Source organism: Chryseobacterium gwangjuense, from assembly GCF_021311115.1.
Lineage (GTDB): Bacteria > Bacteroidota > Bacteroidia > Flavobacteriales > Weeksellaceae > Chryseobacterium > Chryseobacterium gwangjuense.
Window position 1 is genome coordinate 330951 of sequence record NZ_JAJTNP010000006.1, and the last position, 17683, is coordinate 348633.

A 17683-nucleotide genomic window follows, 5' to 3' on the forward strand; every position below is an offset into this window, starting at 1 on the left:
AATATAAAAATTATTATTGCGATTAAGTCGCATTAATGAAAATTTATTTTAACTTTGTAACAATCAACAATCAACAATCAACAATCAACAATCAATAAACCTATGGAAAATAAATTTGACGTCATTATCATCGGAGGAAGCTATGCCGGTTTATCGGCAGCGATGGCTTTAGGAAGATCTTTGCGAAATGTTTTAATTATTGATAGCGGACAACCATGCAACCGACAGACTCCGCATTCTCATAATTTCATTACACATGATGGGAAAACTCCGAAAGAGATTTCCGATCTGGCAAAAGCCCAGGTTTTAGAATATGAAACCATAAAATTTCAGAATGGAGTAGTGGTAAAGATGGAGAAAAATGTTGATGGTTTTATCATCAAAACTGATAATGGTGATACATTTTATGCAAAAAAACTCGTTCTGGCTTCGGGAGTTAAAGATATAATGCCAAATATTCCCGGTTTTGCTGAATGTTGGGGAATTTCTGTAATTCATTGCCCGTATTGTCATGGATACGAAGTAAAAGGAGAAGTAACAGGGATTCTTGCTAATGGAGATATAGCCTTTGATTTTTCAAAACTGGTGTACAACTTAACAAAAGACCTGACTTTATTCACTAACGGAAAATCTGCTTTAAATGAAGAGCAAGTTGAGAAATTCAAGCAGAATAAAATCAATAGTAATGAAGATGAAATAGAAGAAGTTCAGCATGAAAGCGGATCTATTCAAAAAATCATCTTTAAGAACGGAAAAGAAGTTTCGTTACAAGCATTGTATGCGAAAATCGGTTTCGAACAAAATATTGATGTTGAAGATTTAGGAATTGAATTAAATGAAAATGGCTTTATCAAAGTAGATATGATGCAAAAAACAAATATTCCGGGAGTTTTTGCCTGTGGAGACAATGTGACGATGATGAGGTCTGTTGCGAATGCGGTTGCACAAGGTAATTTTGCCGGAGCAGTTGTAAATAAAGAGCTTTCAGAAGAAGAGTTTTAAACTTTTATTGTTATGTATACATCCTTTCAGCTTTTGAGAGGATTTTTTTGAATTTAATTGGATATGAAAATTTATTATCGTAATATTGCGATATAGTTTTAATTATGGGAGCAACCAAAACCGATTTTTTTACCGAACAGCAAAATAAAATTGCGACGATTGCAAAAGCTTTGGGGCATCCTGCACGAATTGCCATTATTGAATATTTGCTGAGGGTAAATGAATGTATTTGCGGAGACATCGTGAATGAACTTCCATTGGCGCAGCCTACCGTTTCTCAACATTTAAAGGAATTGAAGAACGCAGGATTAATTAAAGGAAATATCGAAGGAAATTCAATTTGCTATTGTATAGATGAAAAAGCGTTTGAAGTTCTGAATGCTTTTTTCTCTAAATTAATCTCTACTGTAAAAAAGCAGAAATGCTGCTAAAAAAATTTGAAACAAATTATCGTAATATTGCGATATTGCAATTTAAAATACAATATATTATGACACTTGAAGAAATCAAAGAAATTCTTCCCACATTAGACAATGTGGAATTTGAACTTGAAAATGGGAAATTTGTACCCGAACATTTTCATGTAACTGAAATCGGAATGGTTACCAAAAACTTTATCGATTGTGGCGGCACCATCAGAAAAGAGGAAAAAGTAAACTTTCAACTTTGGAATGCGGATGATTATGAACATCGTTTAAAACCGGGAAAACTCCTTCATATCATTCATCTTTCAGAAGAGAAATTAGGCATCGGAAATTTTGAAATTGAAGTGGAATATCAGGACACAACGATCGGAAAGTATGATCTTGAATTCAACGGAAAGCATTTTGTTTTAAAAAATAAACTGACTGCTTGCCTTGCTCAGGATGCTTGCGGAATTCCTCCTCAAAAACAGAAAATAAGTTTAAGTGAATTGGCAGGAAATAATCAGAATTCTTGTTCGCCTAATTCCGGTTGTTGCTAAGCTATGAAAGATAAACTGATTCAATATAAGAAACCTATCATTATCACAGCCTCAGTTATTATTTTGCAGCTGATTTTCGGATTTGATCCCAAGTTTTGCATTATTAATATCATTTGGTTATTTGTTTAAAATATGAAAAAGAAAATACTTGTTCTTTGTACCGGAAATAGTTGCAGAAGTCAGATTGCGGAAGGCTATTTGAGATATTTTGCCCAAGAGGAAGCAGAAGTTTACAGTGCCGGAATTGAAACCCACGGTGTAAATCCAAAAGCGATTGCAACAATGAGAGAAGACGGAATCGATATTTCTCATCATACCTCTAATGCTATTGATGAATACAAAAATATTGACTTTGATTTTGTTATTACCGTTTGCGACAATGCAAAAGAAAATTGCCCGTATTTTCCAACAAAAGCGAAAATTTTTCATCATAACTTTCAGGATCCTGCAAAAGCTTCAGGAACGGAAGAAGAAATCAATTTGGTGTTTGGAAAAGTACGTGATGAGATCAAATATTATTGTGAAAAGTTCATTAATCAAGAGCTTTGATAGGATTTTATTACATTTTAAAACAAAAAATCATATTTCGTAATACCAAAATCTCAAAGGATTTTCCGTACATTTGGGGTGGAAAATTTCAAAAACTAAAAGTAATATGGACATTATTTTCGACCTGATTGAAAAGGAAAGACAAAGACAAACCCATGGAATTGAGATGATTGCATCAGAAAATTTTGTTTCTGAAAATGTAATGAAAGCAATGGGAAGCGTATTGACTAACAAATATGCAGAGGGATATCCTGGTAAAAGATATTACGGAGGATGTGAAGTAGTAGATGAGGTTGAAACTTTGGCTATCAATAGAGCTAAAGAACTTTTCGGAGTAGATTATGTAAATGTTCAGCCACATTCTGGTTCTCAGGCTAATGCGGCAATTTATTTGGCAGTTTTAAAGCCGGGAGATAAAATCATGGGAATGGATCTTTCAATGGGAGGTCACCTTACTCACGGTTCATCTGTGAACTTCTCAGGTATTCAATATAATGTGGTTTCTTACGGAGTTCAGCAGGAAACTGGTCTTATTGATTACGATCAGATGAGAGAAGTGGCATTGAGAGAAAAGCCAAAAATGCTAATCGCAGGTTTCTCTGCTTATTCAAGAGATTTGGATTATGCTAAGTTCAGAGAGGTTGCTGATGAAATTGGAGCTACACTTTGGGCAGATATTGCTCACCCTGCAGGTTTGGTTGCAAAAGGTCTTTTAAATAATCCGTTCGAACACTGTCATGTGGTTACCACTACGACTCACAAGACGTTGAGAGGTCCAAGAGGAGGAATGATCATGATGGGTAAAGATTTCGAGAATACTTACGGTCACAAAACGCCGAAAGGTGAGATCAAAATGATGAGCCAGGTTCTTGACGGAGCTGTTTTCCCGGGAATTCAGGGAGGTCCACTAGAGCATGTAATTGCAGGTAAAGCAGTTGCTTTTGGTGAAGCTTTAGATGACCAGTTCTTAACGTATGCAAAACAAGTTCAATCAAACGCACAAGCTTTAGCAAAAGCAATGATCGACAGAGGATTTGATATTGTAAGCGGTGGAACAGATAATCACTTAATGCTTGTTGATCTTAGAAATAAAAATGTAAATGGTAAAGAAACTGAAAAAGCTTTGGTTCTTGCTGATATTACATGTAATAAAAATATGGTTCCGTTTGATGACAAGTCGCCATTCACGACTTCAGGAATCAGATTGGGAACAGCTGCAATCACAACAAGAGGATTGAAGGAAAACGATATGGATACCATTGCAGGATTAATTTCTGACGTTGTTGATAATATCAAAAATGAAGAGGTAATTGCTTCTGTAAGAAAGAAAGTAAATGAACTAATGGAAGGTAAGGCATTATTTAACTATTAATAATTATCTTCGTTTAAAATATAAAGAATGGGCATTACGCTCATTCTTTTTTGTATCTGTAAGTTATGGAAAAGAAGTCTTTCACTTTTGATGAAATCAAACTCAAATTGGTAAACTATTGTGTTTATCAGGATCGTTGTCATGCGGAAGTAGAGCAGAAAATGAAAGAGTTTCTTTTGATTGAGGAGGCTAAGGAAGAGATTATGCTTTATCTTCTAAAAGAAAATTATTTAAATGAAGAAAGGTTTACCAGAAGTTACATTCGCGGGAAATTTTACATCAAGCATTGGGGCAGGAATAAAATTAAAATGAACCTGAAACAGAAGCAGATTTCTGAAAAATTGATCAGTTCTTGTTTTAATGAAATTGATGAAACAGATTATGAAAAGACACTTCTGAAAATCTATGAAGATTATTTTTCAAAGCAGAAAGGTTTGAAAGAATATCAGAAAAAAGCAAAAACCATAAAATATTTAATGAGTCGAGGTTTTGAATATGAAAGTATTTTGAATATACTGGATATTTAAAATTCCTTGATTTTCCATCTGAATTTTAGTCACAATCTACAAGAATTTTAAAAATGATGATTTTGGAAAGAGGTTAAATCTTATCGAAGAATTAAACATTATTACTAAAGCTGTTTATATTTTCTCAAGAAATATGAACAGCTTTTTTCCTTTTTTAGGCTTCTATATCGCCTGTAGATTGGTTTTTCATATTTAAATAAAACATTTATTGGTGATTTTTAATTAAAATTTTCAATCAGAAATTATATTATTTTGAAATATTTGCTATATTTATTTTAATGAATATAGTTTTTTATTAAAATGTTTATGATGATATTTTAAAATAATTATTAAAAACACAAAATGTAACTATTTGATAATTAGATTATTTATTAATGATTAATTAATAAGCAATGATTCTGATTACAACAAGAACTTTCTATATTTGGCATCTGAAAATACTTAAAATAATATAATTTATGATGAAAACAACAACTTTTTTAAAGCAAGCGCTCTTATTGGGAGTGGTTGCTTGTTCCTCAGCTTTATGGGGGCAGGGAGGTTTATCTAATCCAATTTTTGCAGAAGATTTTGGAATATTAGCAGATGCAACTCCACTGACTACGAGTAATACTGCTTTCAGTTATATACGTGTCGGTACAACTACATCAGGAACTCCTCCTAATGAAATTATTGCAAAAAACCCTTCTTCTTTTACTAACAGCTCTGGGCTGATAGGTGCCAAAGGAGGGAGTATTTCTACTGTAGATAAAACAGGGTTTACTTCTTTTAGTAGTGGTACATTGACGTTGAAATTTAAAACCCCTAGTTCACTTACATCGGCAGTGATGGTTAGTGGAGTTGGTACAGGAAGTAGTTTCGGATCAGCGAATGGATTTACAGGGTCTCAACTTTCTGCTGCTTTCCAAATAAGTGGAGGTAATTTACAAATAAGAAGTAGCAGTAACTGGACTACTGTCCAGGCAGTTACTGCTTCTACTAGTTATACTGTGACAATAGTATTTAATAATACAGCGGGAAGTTTGAGTTATAATGGAAATACATTACCCTCAAATAAAGTTGATATTTGGGTAAATGGTGTTAAAGCGTCAACTCAATATAGTGCGGCAACATCTTCTTTGGCAGCTGCTGCTTTTAGAGTTTATACTACCACTGCAGAATTTGAGGTAGATGACATCGCTGTTTACAATACACTTCCTACAGCTCCTACTTGGGACGGAACACAATGGGTTGGAGGAACGCCAAGTGCAAGTACGGATGCTGTTATTAATGGAGATTATTCAGGTTCTTCTTTTACAGCGGCAAATCTAACAGTAAATGCTACAAAAACTTTAACGATTACAAATGGTAATACAGTAACTGTTACTAATGTTACTAATAATGGAAGTGTTATAGTTGAAAATGGAGGTAATTTTATCCAAGCAACAGGAGGTACATATGCTAATAGTGGAAACTTTACCGTAAATAAAAATACGACAAGTGCCATCAACAAATATGTATTTTGGGCATCACCAACAGTATCTCAAAATATGTTTGGAATTCATACGACTACGCCACAGTATGTAATGACTTATAATAGCGATACAGATTATTATAATACGCTAGCTAATCCTGCAACTTCTGTGTCTGGAGTAGGATATTCAGTAAAAATGCCAGTTGCAAGTGCAATAGCTACTTTCGGAGGAACTTCTGCACAGCCAAACAATGGCGATGTGACAGTTACGCTAAATAATACTTCGACAAACAAATACAATTTAATTGGGAATCCGTATCCATCAAATTTAAATTTGAATACGTTTTATAATAACGGAAGTAATAATGTAGGTTCTACATTCTGGTTTTGGGATAATACAAGCAACAATGTAACTACTCAAACAGGAAATACTACAACCAATGTTGGATATGCTACCTATAATGCAGCGGGTTCTGGAACTTGGACAGAGGCGCCGTCTTCTTCAGTATCACATTCTGGGAATGCAGCTGCGATAGGACAAGGGTTTATTGTAGAAGCAACAGGGGCAACAGCAACATTTACCAATGCAATGAGAGTTTCTACTTCTGGAAATACCTTTAATAAATTAAATGGTAATGATACAGGTAAGTTCTGGCTAAAATTGGCAACACCATATGGAAGTCATACTACGCTAGCGGTTAATTATGAAGGAGGAGCATTAAATGGATATGATCAATATGACTCCAATGCTATGGGAGTGGGTTCCGATGCTTTCTATAGTACTATTGGTGCTGAAAAACTAGTAATTCAAGGGAAATCGCCATTTACAGTTGATGATGTTGTGCCATTAGGAAATAAACATTTTGAAGCAGGGAGCTTTGTGATTTCATTGACTCAAAAAGAAGGACTTTTCAATAATGGGCAAGCGATTTATCTTCACGATAAAGATTTAGGAACATATACTAATCTACAGAACGGAAATTATAGTTTCTCGGCTAATGCAGGAGAATTTACTAATAGGTTCGAAATTGTATACAAATTAGGAGTTTTGGCAACTCAAGAAATTGAGAAAACAACTTTTGAAGTGTATAGAGACGGAGAAGGATTTGTGGCAAGAAATAATAAGAATATTGATGTTTTAGAAATATTCGATGCCTCAGGAAGAAAAGTAGTGGAATTAAAGCCAAATGTTAATTCAATCAAATTTAAGTTGGATACAAAAGGAATGTATATTCTAAAAGCAATATCAGCAGGGAAGGAGTATACAAAAAAACTAATTAAATAAGAAAAAATATGAAAAAGATAATAATTATAGGTTCGGTGGTTTTTTCAGGTCTTGTTTTTGCACAGCAATCGGATAATCCTTATGTATATGATGAGCCATCACAAACAACTGAAGTAGAGAAAAGTCCGGGTGATCCAGGTGATCCTCCTGCACCGATAGATGACTATATTCCACTTTTAATGGCAGCAGCAGTAGGTATGGTGATTGTTTTTGCCAAACGTAAAAAAACAATTGATTCTTTTTAAAGAAATATTTTTTAATCCCGGAGTTCATGAACTCCGGGATTTTTTCTGAAAATACCTGATAAGATATTTTCAGAATAGTGAGAAATTTCCATTATGTAATAAGCATTTAAAATTATTTTTTAAGTAATGTGAATCCCACAAAAAATAAATTCAAGACTAGGTGATAAGAAAGAATAATATCATTATATTTGTAGCCAAAATTATAAAACCAATTGATGTTGAATGAAAAAGCTATTTAATGCTTTTAGTGTACTGTACGATGGGGATAACATATTGAAAATTACAAAATTAAGATATGTCCCTCGTTGGTTAGTGATTGTTATAGATATTCTTATTGTGCTGTTTTCTATAGTGCTGTCTTCTCTGTTTTTAGAGAAGCTACATGTGAGAGATAGTTTTCCAGAATATACATTTCAAAAAATCAGTGGGGTCATTTTTATTAATGTCCTGTTTATGTTTATGTTTAAAACATATGCGGGGATTATAAGGCATTCTACTTTCTTTGATTTTTTTAAAATAATGTTTTCTTCAGGGAGTACTTTAGCGACTTTGCTTGTTATTAATTATTTTACGGAAACACTCTTAGGAAAGGCTCCGTTCCTTTACCCTAATTTATTTCTATACTTTTTTATCTCTGTTTCTGCAATGTTCTTTTTTAGAATGGTGACCAAACAGTTTTTCAATATGTTGATTGATTATAAAGGTTTTTCATATAAAGTAAAAGTAGCTGTTGTAGGGGTAGGGGATGCGTCAGTATCCGTAGCGAGAGCTATTATGCACAATCCTAGTTATCCATATCGATTATATGGCTTTTTGACGAAAAGATCAGATTCCAATCGCGCAATGCTATTAGGGCATAAAATATACAATCAGGAACATTTCTTTAAAAATGAAAATTTGATCAGAAAGTTTGATGCGGTATTGATCATTAAAGAAATAATGACAAAGCAGGAACTTGAAGAATGGATGACTTTAGCATTGGATAATGGATTGAAAGTATTGAAAGCCCCATCATTGAGTAAAATGAGAGATTCTGATTTGGTTGGAGGGATACGTCAACTTCAAATTGAAGATTTGTTGAATCGGAAACCTATCAAAATTGAGAATGAGGAAGTGAAAAAAAGACATTTTGATAGAAATGTTTTAGTAACAGGTGGAGCAGGTTCAATCGGAAGTGAAATTGTAAGACAGGTTGCCCAATTTAATCCTTCTTTGATTGTTGTGCTGGACCAGGCTGAATCACCTTTGTATGAACTGGAATTAGAATTATTGGAGAAATTTCCGGATCAGAACTTTAAATTTATACTGGCAGATATTTCAAATAAATACAGGCTTGAAAAAATATTCGAGGAACATCAGTTTTCAATGGTATATCATGCAGCAGCATACAAACATGTACCTTTGATAGAAGACAATCCTCATGAAGCAATTTTTGTCAATGTTTTGGGAACTAAAAACGTTGCATTGCTATCAAAAGAATACAAGGTTAACCGTTTCGTAATGGTTTCTACCGATAAAGCAGTAAATCCTACGAATGTAATGGGAGCTTCAAAAAGAACTGCGGAACTTTTTGTACAGTCTTTGCAAAATTCGGAAGGGAATGTAACCAAATTCATCACAACACGTTTCGGAAATGTATTAGGATCAAATGGTTCTGTGATTCCTCATTTTAAAAAACAAATTGAAAAAGGAGGTCCGATTACGATTACGCATCCTGATATTATCCGTTACTTTATGACAATTCCAGAAGCTTGTGAATTGGTATTACAGGCAGGAACAATGGGAAATGGAGGTGAAATTTATGTCTTCGATATGGGAGAGCCCGTGAAAATTTTGGATTTGGCTAAAAGAATGATTAAGCTATCAGGATATACACCGGATTTAGATATTAAAATAAGCTTTATAGGTTTAAGACCAGGAGAGAAACTGTACGAAGAATTGCTAAGTGACAATGCGACAACGGTTCCTACGCACCACGAAAAGATCATGATTTCTAAAGATCCGACTATAGGATTTGAAGAGATTGATTTGTTATGTGTACAGATTATTAAATCGGCAGTTAAAAGAGATAGATTGGAAGTAGTAAAGATATTAAAGACCATTGTACCTGAATTTATTAGTAATAATTCAGAATTTGAAATTTTGGATGCTAAGAATGCAGAAATTATAATAGAATAAAACTTGCTTAAAATAAAAATATGAAAATTTATAATGTTATTTTAAGCGGTGGAGTAGGAAGCAGGTTATGGCCACTGTCACGAAAACAACATCCGAAACAGTTCTTAAAGCTTTTTTCTGGAAAATCTTTATTTGAATTAACGGCAGAAAGAAATGTAGGGTTGGTAGATGAGCTGATGGTAGTAGGTAACCACGATCATATTGAATGGAGCAGAAATATTCTCAAAGGAATTAGCATTCATAAACAATTTATCACAGAAACGGTTGCTAGAAATACGGCAGCAGCTATTGCTTTTGCAGCGTTGGCTGTAGATAAAGAGGATATTTTATTAATTACGCCTTCAGATCACCAAATTCAGGATGAGGAAAATTATGAAAAGGCAATTAGAGAATCTATAGATCTAGCAAAGCAGGGTTTTTTAGTGACTTTTGGAGTAATTCCTTCTAAGCCGGAAACGGGCTATGGGTATATTGAATATGAAGGGAAGAATGTATTGTCATTCAGAGAAAAACCCAATACGGAAACAGCTCAGGAATTTTTGGAACGTGGAACTTTCCTTTGGAATTCAGGGATGTTCTGTTGCAAAGCCGGAGCTTTATTAGAGGAACTAAAAAATTATCAGCAGGAGATTTATGAAAGATGTTCAGAAGTATGGGAACTTTCTAAAGACCATATCCTGAATGCTGAAGCTTCATCAAGAATACCATCTTTGAGTATTGATTATGCGGTAATGGAGCGTTCAAGAAAAATTAAAGTGATTCCGGCGTATTTCAGATGGAATGATTTAGGATCTTTTGAATCATTGTATGATTACCTCAGATCAAATGGTCATCCGGTAGATGAAAATGGAAATATGGTGATTGGAACCGATATTTTCACTGCTTTTGTCGGGATGAAAAACTGTATTTTCGTATTTACTTCGGATGCAGTGTTGGTTTTGCAGAAAGAAAAATCTCAGGAAGTAAAGAAAGTATACGCAAAATTAGATAAATATAAATCAATATTAAGATAAATAAAGAAATGCTGAAGTTCAAAAGTAGTATAAAATCTAAATTTTGATTCTTAATTTTAGTATGAATAAAAAATAAAATTGAGGCTTTTGTTTAAAAAATAATAATCATATTTTTGTGAAAAATATATCAGGAATGAATTGGAAAAATTGTATTTGGGGCGGTGCGCTGTCCGTGTTATTGTTTTCATGCGGAACAAGACAGGAGATCAACTATATGAAAGATATTGAAAACCTGGTATTAGACAATTCTGTGAAAAATAGCAGGAGTACATTACAACCGGGAGATCAACTATTAATTACGGTTTCTGCAAAAGATATGGATGTAGTGAAGCCTTTTAATCAAGTGTATTCTTCGGCGTCTACGATTACGCAGTATTCTACCCCAAGTTCTAATAATCTTCCTCAACAGATTCCTGTTTCTGGACCTACATACAATATAGATACTGATGGAAATATTGTTTTCCCTCAAATTGGAAAGGTAAATACAAAAAATGAAAATATAGAGACATTCAGACTAAAACTTACAGATTTAATTCGGGAGTATGTTAAAGATCCTGTGGTAGATATAAAACTGATCAATTTCAGGGTTTCTGTATTAGGAGAAGTAGCGAGACCGGGAACTTATTTGGTTCCTGACGGAAATGCGACTTTATTAAGTGCATTGGGATTAGCGGGAGATCTTACTTCTTTTGGAATAAGAACTAATGTATTAGTGGTGAGAAATGTTGATGGTCAGTTTACTAAAGAGAGAATAGATCTTACAAGTGCTCAGTTCATTAATTCTCCTTATTATTATTTAAAACAAAATGATATTATTTACGTGCAGCCAAATGCTAATAGAGAAAAGGCAGCAAGAGTAGATCCGAATACAGGATTATATATTTCTGTGGCATCGGTTATTGCTTCTTTGGCAATCGGTATTTTAGCATTGACGAAAAATTAATTTATTTACACACCTAATCATTTATAGTGGATCAGAATTATTTGGATCAGAATCAGGAGGAAACATTAAACCTAAGAGAAATTCTTAAGCCTTATCTTCATCGTTGGTATTGGTTTATTATTGGAATTATTATAACAATTATAGGGGCTTGGTTCTTCTTAAGATATAGTATTCCTGTTTACAATACAGAAACTACGCTGCTTATTAAGGAAGTAAAGAAATCGGCATCTGGACAGCCCGAATTATCGGTAATTTCTGAATTGGGCGGAATTGGCGGAATGGGTACGAATTCGGTGGATAACGAAATTGAAATTTTTAAATCCAAAAAGTTAATGCTTTCGGTTGTGAGAGAGTTGGGGTTGGAAACCGGGATTTATGCAAAAGGAAAAGTAAAAGATACGGAATTATACAAAGAAACGGCACCATTTATAGTAAGGGTAATTGAAGAATTCTCTACAACTAAATATCCGGCTAAACAAGTTCTTGTATCAATACGAAATGAACGTATTGTTTTAAAATCAGAATTTTTTAAACAGGATATACAAACAGATTTTAATAAAGCGGTAAGATTACCTTTTGGAGTTGTAATTTTTCAGAAAAATCCACGTTTTAAGAAGATTGCCAAAGATGAGGAGAAGTATGCATTACAATTCATGTCTGGAATGAATCGTACAAGAAGTCTTTTGAGTAAGTTGAGTGTTACTTTAGTACAGAAAGAAGCAACAGTTCTGAAGATTTCAATGAATGATATAGTTCCTGAAAAAACAGAAGAAATTCTGAATCGTTTAGCAGTAAATTACAATCGTGAAGCGATTTTGGATAAAAGTTCAGAAGCCCAAAAAACAGCTTCATTTATTGATGATAGAATTAAATTGATTGGTAATGAACTAGGTAAAGTTGAAAATCAGAAAGAAGATTTTAAAGTTAGAAATAATATAGCAGATATTCAGACAGAAGCAGAATTGTCATTAAAAAGTGTAGCTGCTACCCGTGATGTGCAACTTGAAAATGAATCTCAGTTAGAATTAGTAAATAGTTTAATAAGCTATTTAAATAGACAAGGAAATTTTCAGGTTTTGCCACTGAATGTGGGACTAAAAGATTCAAATACAACTTCTGATATTGCAGCATACAATCAGTTGGTGATTGAAAGAAACCGATTGCTGGAGAATTCAACCACAGCAAACCCATTGGTTCAGGATGTGACCAAGCAGATTAACGGAATGCGTACTGCAATCGGGGCCAGTTTACAAAAAAGCAAATCGGCATTGCAAATTACAGGGTCAAATATTCAGATGGAGCAGAACCGTCTATCAGGAATGATTTCTAAAATTCCGGTACAGGAAAAGTTATTCAGAAGCATTGAGAGACAACAGAATATTAAAGAACAATTATATTTATTATTATTGCAGAAAAGAGAAGAAGCGGCAATCTCTTTGGCAATTGCTGCCCCTAAGGCTCGTATAGTAGATGATGCATTAACGAATCCTATTCCTGTTTCCCCCAAAAAAATGATTATTTATTTGGGAGCTTTAGTTATTGGATTATTGATTCCGTTTGGGGTTATTTATTTGGTGGAGTTATTTAATAATAAGGTGCAAACTAAGCACGATCTTGAAAAACTCTCTGAAGGAGCTTCGGTAATTGGAGAATTACCATCGTTGGAAAAAGGAGAACCAGAATTGGTACAGTTGAATGATTTATCACCGTTAGCGGAAGCATTCCGTATTTTGATTACCAATCTGAATTTCATGTTACCAAAAAATAAAAAAGGAAATGTGATTTTTGTGACGTCTACAGTGAAAGGCGAAGGTAAAACATTTACTTCAGTAAATTTGGCGTTAACATTAGCTACGCCTAGAAAAAAAGTGATTATTATTGGGTCTGATATCAGAAATCCACAACTACAGCGATATAATGAAAGCAGAAGAGGGATGATTGGGCTTTCAGAATTTATGTACGATGATCAGATGCTTGCTTCCGAAATTACTCACAAGACTTCGTTCAACCCCTATTGTGATGTGATTTATTCTGGGGCCATTACACCAAACCCTACCGAATTATTATCTAATGGAAGATATCAGGAAATGGTAGAAAGCTTAAAACCTCACTATGATTATATTATTTTAGATACGGCACCACTAATGTTGGTAACCGATTCTTTCCTGATTGCAGATGTAGCAGATGTTACGGTATATGTAACAAGATCTAGACATACAGAAAAAGAACTAATTAAATTTGCCAATCACCAAATTAAAGATAAAAAGATTCATAATGTAGGCTTTGTTCTCAATGATGTATCAAAAAGGAATAGTGGTTATGGTTACGGGTACAAATATGGGTATGGCTATAGTGCAGATGTAAAAAAGCTTTGGTGGAAAAAAATATTCGGAAAGTAGGGAATAGAGATTGTTGAGTAATAATATCTAAGTGTTCCGATAGCTGGAGGCTAATATCTAAAAAAGTAAATGAACAAAAAACATAAAATAGCAGTAATTGGTTTAGGTTATGTCGGCTTACCCTTGGCAAGGTTATTGGCAACAAAATATCCGGTGGTGGGTTTTGATATTAATCAAAACAGAGTTGCTGAACTTAACAACGGACACGATGCTACGCTGGAAGTTGAAGATGAAGTTCTTCAATCTGTTTTATTAAGTTGTACTGAGATTTCAAATAGTAATGAGGAGTCCCAAATCGAAATAAAGAACGGTTTGTATTGTTCAACCAACTTAGAGGATATCAGACAAGCCAACATATACATTATTACAGTTCCTACTCCGGTTGACAAGCATAACCGACCTGATCTTACACCACTATATAAAGCATCAGAAACTGTCGGAAAAGTTTTGAAAAAAGGAGATATTGTAATTTATGAATCTACAGTTTATCCGGGAGTAACAGAAGAAGAATGTGTTCCGGTATTGGAAAAGGTTTCCCGATTGAAATTCAATACAGATTTTTTTGCGGGCTATTCTCCGGAAAGAATCAATCCTGGAGATAAACAACATACCGTAGATAAGATATTAAAAGTAACATCTGGCTCAACTCCTGAAATTGGAAAAATAGTAGATCATTTATATAAATCGGTAATTACTGCCGGAACTCACCTAGCTCCTACTATTAAAGTAGCAGAAGCTTCAAAAGTGATTGAGAATTCACAACGTGATGTCAATATTGCTTTCATGAATGAGTTGGCAAAGATTTTTTCATTGATGGATATTGATACACATGATGTATTGAAAGCAGCAGGAACCAAATGGAATTTTCTGAACTTTAAACCGGGATTAGTTGGCGGACATTGCATTGGAGTAGATCCTTTTTATCTCGCTCAAAAAGCTCAGGAGATAGGATATTATTCGGAATTAATATTAAGTGCAAGAAGACTGAATGATTCTATGGGAGCATTTGTCGCTTCTCAGGTTATTAAATTAATGATTCAGAAAAATATTCCAATCAAGGGTGCCAGAGTGTTGAATTTAGGAATTACGTTTAAAGAAAACTGTCCGGATATCAGAAATTCAAAGGCCATAGATGTAATTACAAATCTGGAAGAATATGGAGTAGAGGTAATAACGTATGACCCCTGGGCAAATCCTGAAGAAGTAATGAATGAATATGGGATAATTTGCCATTCTGCACTTTCTTCCTCTTACCATAATGGAGAATCTCAAAAGTTTGATGCTATTATACTTACTGTGGCACATCAGGAATTTCTTACTCTAGATCTGAACTCTTGTTTGAAGGAGATAAATGTGGTATATGATGTGAAGGGAGGATGGGAAAAAGAAAAAACGGATAAAAGATTATAAAAAATAAACACTTGAAAAAAAATCTAATTATTTTCGGAACTAGACCAGAAGCCATTAAAATGGCTCCTCTTGTTAAGGAATTTCAAAAGCATAAGGAATTTGAAACCAAAGTTTGTGTTACTGCTCAACATAGAGAAATGTTGGATCAGGTATTGGATTTTTTTGAAATAAAACCAGATTATGATTTGGATTTAATGAAACCAAATCAAAATTTATATTCCTTAACCGCAGATATTATTAGTGGGATGAAATCGGTGCTAGATGATTTTAAACCAGACTTCGTATATGTTCATGGAGATACAACAACAACAATGGCAGCAGGTATTGCTTCTTTTTATTCAGGAGCAAAAATTTGTCATGTAGAGGCTGGTTTAAGGACACATAATAAAAGATCTCCTTTTCCTGAAGAAATTAATAGACAGGTTACAGGTAGGATAACAGATTATCATTTCGCCCCGACAGAGCAATCTAAACAAAACTTATTGGCAGAAAATGTAGAAGAAAATTCTATATTGGTTACTGGAAATACAGTAATTGATGCTTTATTAGAAAGTTCAGATCGAGTGAGTTCAATACATAACGAAGATATTGAATTTCTAAAAACATTAGTAGATACTTCTAAAAAATTAATACTTGTTACTGGGCATCGAAGAGAAAATCATGGTCAAGGATTTATTAATATTTGTGAAGCATTAAAAGAGATTGCAGAAAATAATCCTGACGTGCAGATTATTTATCCAGTTCATTTAAATCCAAATGTAAAAGGACCCGTTTTTGAGATTTTATCTGATATAGAAAATATTCAATTAATTGATCCATTGGCATATCCTTCTTTTGTTTGGTTGATGAATCAGTCTCATATAATCATAACAGATTCAGGTGGTGTGCAGGAAGAAGCTCCAAGTTTAGGAAAACCGGTTTTGGTAATGAGAGATACTACTGAAAGACCAGAAGCAGTCAATGTTGGAACTGTTATTTTGGTTGGGACAGATAAGAACAAAATTATTAACGAAACCAATAGCCTTTTAAAAGATCTTGATAGATATCAAGAAATGAGTGCTTTGCATAATCCTTATGGAGATGGGAAAGCATGTAACAGAATTGTAGAATTTATTAAATTAAAATAAAAAACGCTTACGTGGAAACAAAAGTAGTAACTATAGGATTAGGATACATTGGATTACCAACATCTGCCTTAATAGCAAATAATAATATAGCTGTACATGGTGTAGATATTTCGCAACATGTTGTAGATACAATTAATGCAGGAAAAATTCATATTGTAGAGCCTGAATTAGACAGAGCGGTTTTATCTGCAGTAAAAAATGGTTATTTAAAAGCAGCTACCAAAGCTGTTATTGGAGATACATATCTTATAGTTGTACCCACTCCTTTTAAGGGAAATCACGAACCGGATATTTCCTATGTTCAAGCAGCTACAGAAGGGATTATTCCTCTTCTTAAAGAGAACGATTTATACATTATCGAATCTACATCACCTGTAGGTACTACCGAGAAAATGATGAATCTTATCTATGCGAAAAGACCAGAATTAGAAGGTAAGATATTTTTAGCATACTGTCCGGAAAGAGTGCTTCCTGGAAATGTAATGTACGAACTTGTTCATAATGATCGTGTAATTGGTGGTATTAATGAAATATCTACACAAAAAGCAATTGATTTTTATAGCCAGTTTGTGAAAGGGAAGCTTCATGCTACTAATGCACGTACTGCGGAAATGTGTAAACTTACAGAAAATTCTTCACGTGATGTTCAGATTGCTTTCGCTAATGAACTTTCGCTTATTTGTGATAAAGCAGGAATTAATGTTTGGGAATTGATAGAATTGGCAAACAAACACCCCCGTGTAAATATATTACAACCTGGATGTGGAGTTGGAGGGCATTGTATTGCTGTTGATCCTTATTTTATTGTTTCAGATTATCCTTTGGAATCTCGTCTTATTGGTAAAGCGAGAGAAGTGAATAATCATAAAGCTTTTTGGTGTGCAGAAAAAATCAATGATGCTAAAAAAGAATTTCAAATAAAATATAACAGAGCACCAAAAATTGCTTTAATGGGAATGGCTTTTAAACCTAATATTGATGACCTTCGCGAGTCTCCTGCAAAATATATTGTACAAAGAGTTTTGCAAGATGCTAACGATGAAGAATATTTTATTGTAGAACCTAACATTACGGAACATAATATCTTCAAAATTACTCCATATCAGGAAGCGGTAGAAAAGGCTGATATTGTGGCTTTATTGGTTGCTCATAACGAGTTTAAGACAATTGCATTTGGAGAAAATCAAATGGTATTAAATTTTTGTGGAATTTAAAA

General features: G+C 33.8%; 15 protein-coding genes. All 15 read left to right on the top strand.

Features of this window, described 5'->3' with window-relative positions:
- The first annotated feature begins 102 nt into the window (after window positions 1–102).
- The 15 genes from LV842_RS13895 (at window position 103) to wecC (ending at window position 17681) form a co-directional block, all read left to right on the top strand.
- The gene (locus LV842_RS13895) at window positions 103–1002 is read left to right on the top strand and encodes an NAD(P)/FAD-dependent oxidoreductase (RefSeq protein ID WP_233112037.1); all 900 of its coding nucleotides are present in this window, start codon (window positions 103–105) and stop codon (window positions 1000–1002) included.
- Window positions 1003–1106: 104 nt separating this feature from the next.
- Window positions 1107–1433, top strand: coding sequence for an ArsR/SmtB family transcription factor (locus tag LV842_RS13900; RefSeq protein ID WP_233112038.1), 327 nt, complete (start codon window positions 1107–1109; stop codon window positions 1431–1433).
- A gap of 59 nt (window positions 1434–1492) precedes the next feature.
- Window positions 1493–1966, top strand: a complete 474-nt coding sequence (locus tag LV842_RS13905) for a DUF6428 family protein (RefSeq protein WP_233112039.1) — start codon at window positions 1493–1495, stop codon at window positions 1964–1966.
- Between the two features lie 132 nt (window positions 1967–2098).
- Window positions 2099–2515, top strand: coding sequence for an arsenate reductase ArsC (locus LV842_RS13910; RefSeq protein WP_233112040.1), 417 nt, complete (start codon window positions 2099–2101; stop codon window positions 2513–2515).
- Between the two features lie 106 nt (window positions 2516–2621).
- The gene (glyA, locus tag LV842_RS13915) at window positions 2622–3887 is read left to right on the top strand and encodes a serine hydroxymethyltransferase (RefSeq protein WP_233112041.1); all 1266 of its coding nucleotides are present in this window, start codon (window positions 2622–2624) and stop codon (window positions 3885–3887) included.
- Between the two features lie 65 nt (window positions 3888–3952).
- Window positions 3953–4414, top strand: coding sequence for a regulatory protein RecX (locus LV842_RS13920; protein ID WP_233112042.1), 462 nt, complete (start codon window positions 3953–3955; stop codon window positions 4412–4414).
- Between the two features lie 458 nt (window positions 4415–4872).
- On the top strand, window positions 4873–7152 hold the full coding sequence (locus LV842_RS13925) for a T9SS type A sorting domain-containing protein (RefSeq protein ID WP_233112043.1): 2280 nt from the start codon (window positions 4873–4875) through the stop codon (window positions 7150–7152).
- A gap of 8 nt (window positions 7153–7160) precedes the next feature.
- Entirely contained in the window at window positions 7161–7397 is a 237-nt protein-coding gene (locus LV842_RS13930) for a hypothetical protein (RefSeq protein ID WP_233112044.1), read from the top strand.
- Window positions 7398–7619: 222 nt separating this feature from the next.
- Window positions 7620–9575: a polysaccharide biosynthesis protein gene (locus LV842_RS13935; protein ID WP_233112045.1), complete on the top strand. Its 1956-nt coding sequence runs from the start codon at window positions 7620–7622 to the stop codon at window positions 9573–9575.
- A gap of 20 nt (window positions 9576–9595) precedes the next feature.
- The gene (locus LV842_RS13940; RefSeq protein WP_233112046.1) at window positions 9596–10588 is read left to right on the top strand and encodes a mannose-1-phosphate guanylyltransferase; all 993 of its coding nucleotides are present in this window, start codon (window positions 9596–9598) and stop codon (window positions 10586–10588) included.
- A gap of 133 nt (window positions 10589–10721) precedes the next feature.
- Window positions 10722–11531, top strand: coding sequence for a polysaccharide biosynthesis/export family protein (locus tag LV842_RS13945; protein WP_233112047.1), 810 nt, complete (start codon window positions 10722–10724; stop codon window positions 11529–11531).
- Between the two features lie 26 nt (window positions 11532–11557).
- On the top strand, window positions 11558–13930 hold the full coding sequence (locus LV842_RS13950; protein WP_233112048.1) for a GumC family protein: 2373 nt from the start codon (window positions 11558–11560) through the stop codon (window positions 13928–13930).
- A 69-nt stretch (window positions 13931–13999) separates the two neighbouring features.
- On the top strand, window positions 14000–15340 hold the full coding sequence (locus LV842_RS13955; RefSeq protein ID WP_233112049.1) for a nucleotide sugar dehydrogenase: 1341 nt from the start codon (window positions 14000–14002) through the stop codon (window positions 15338–15340).
- Window positions 15341–15351: 11 nt separating this feature from the next.
- Entirely contained in the window at window positions 15352–16467 is a 1116-nt protein-coding gene (gene wecB / locus LV842_RS13960; protein WP_233112050.1) for a non-hydrolyzing UDP-N-acetylglucosamine 2-epimerase, read from the top strand.
- Window positions 16468–16478: 11 nt separating this feature from the next.
- Complete coding sequence (wecC, locus tag LV842_RS13965) at window positions 16479–17681, top strand: UDP-N-acetyl-D-mannosamine dehydrogenase (protein ID WP_233112051.1); 1203 nt, start codon at window positions 16479–16481, stop codon at window positions 17679–17681.
- Window positions 17682–17683: the final 2 nt, after the last annotated feature.